Here is a 1,021-nt window from a genome sequence, read left to right as displayed (position 1 = left end):
CAGCGGCAGTGCCGCGGCGGTCCCGCGGTGGCCGTGCACCGTGCGGGCGCGGAACAGCGAATTGACGATGGCTTCCTCGGTCGCCTCGGCCGCGGCCTGGAACAGGGGTGACATCGCCTCGCCGGCAAGGCTGCGCGCCGGCTGCACTGCGACTTCCGGATCACGCCGGTTTTCCCTGGCGGTGGAAAACGCGATGACGTAGTCACCCGAACCGTTGGACATCACCGACCGGTCCGCGCCAGCCCGACCAGCGCGCGATGCGCCAGCCGCTGCAGCTGCGCCGCATCCAGCGGGGCGTCGGTGGCCACCACCATCATGATGCTGCCATCGCCGGTACTCGGCGGCGGATTGGCTTGGCTGCGCGCGTACTCGGCCGGATCCGGCAACACCTTCCAGACCGGCACCCCGGCGATGGTCAGCTCGCCGCCGAAGTTGCTCTGCACCAGCACGCCCACGGTATAGCCGCCATCGCCCGCAGTCAGCTGGCGCGAACTGCTGCCGATCCCGCCCTTCCAGCCGAATGCGACCGTACCGGCACCGGCACCGACCGCGCCCTCCTCGACCGCACCGGTCGACGCTCCGCTCAGTGCCTGCTCGACCAGCGCCGGCGTCAACGGCCGCGCGCGGATGTCGCTGAGATAACCGTCGTTGGTTTCGCCCACCACCGGTTGATCGAGCGTACCTGCTCCATGCCCGGCTGGCGCAGCAGCCAGTCCGCCGTCGCATCGGCCACTTTCCAGGTGCTCAAGGTGCCGGTCAGCAGGATCGGCGTCTCCAGTTCGCCCAGTTCCTGCACCTGGGTGATGCCGGCCAACTTGCCGTAACCGTTGCCGACCACGATCGCCGCCGGTACCCGCTGCCGGTAGACGTTTCCGGCATGCGGCAGGATCGCGGTAACACCGGTGTGCAGACGGGTGCCTTCCGTCAATGTCGCATGGCCGACAGCGACCCCGGCCACGTCAGTGATCGCGTTCAACGGCCCGGTCGGCAGCGTGCCGATGACGACACCGGCCTGGCGCGC

General features: G+C 69.6%; 1 protein-coding gene and 1 pseudogene. Both read right to left on the bottom strand.

Annotation, left to right across the window (positions count from 1 at the left end; genetic code table 11):
* A pseudogene (locus tag JCM9942_RS19730) lies at nucleotides 1-662 on the bottom strand (P1 family peptidase); the annotation flags it as partial.
* Nucleotides 611-1,021: P1 family peptidase (locus JCM9942_RS19725; protein ID WP_218185524.1), on the bottom strand; the 411-nt coding region annotated here is incomplete at its 5' end. The pseudogene JCM9942_RS19730 and the gene JCM9942_RS19725, both read right to left, overlap by 52 nt.

The organism is Stenotrophomonas pictorum JCM 9942 (assembly GCF_001310775.1).
GTDB classification, from domain to species: Bacteria; Pseudomonadota; Gammaproteobacteria; order Xanthomonadales; family Xanthomonadaceae; genus Stenotrophomonas; species Stenotrophomonas pictorum.
This window is presented reverse-complemented; position numbering and strand designations above follow the sequence as displayed.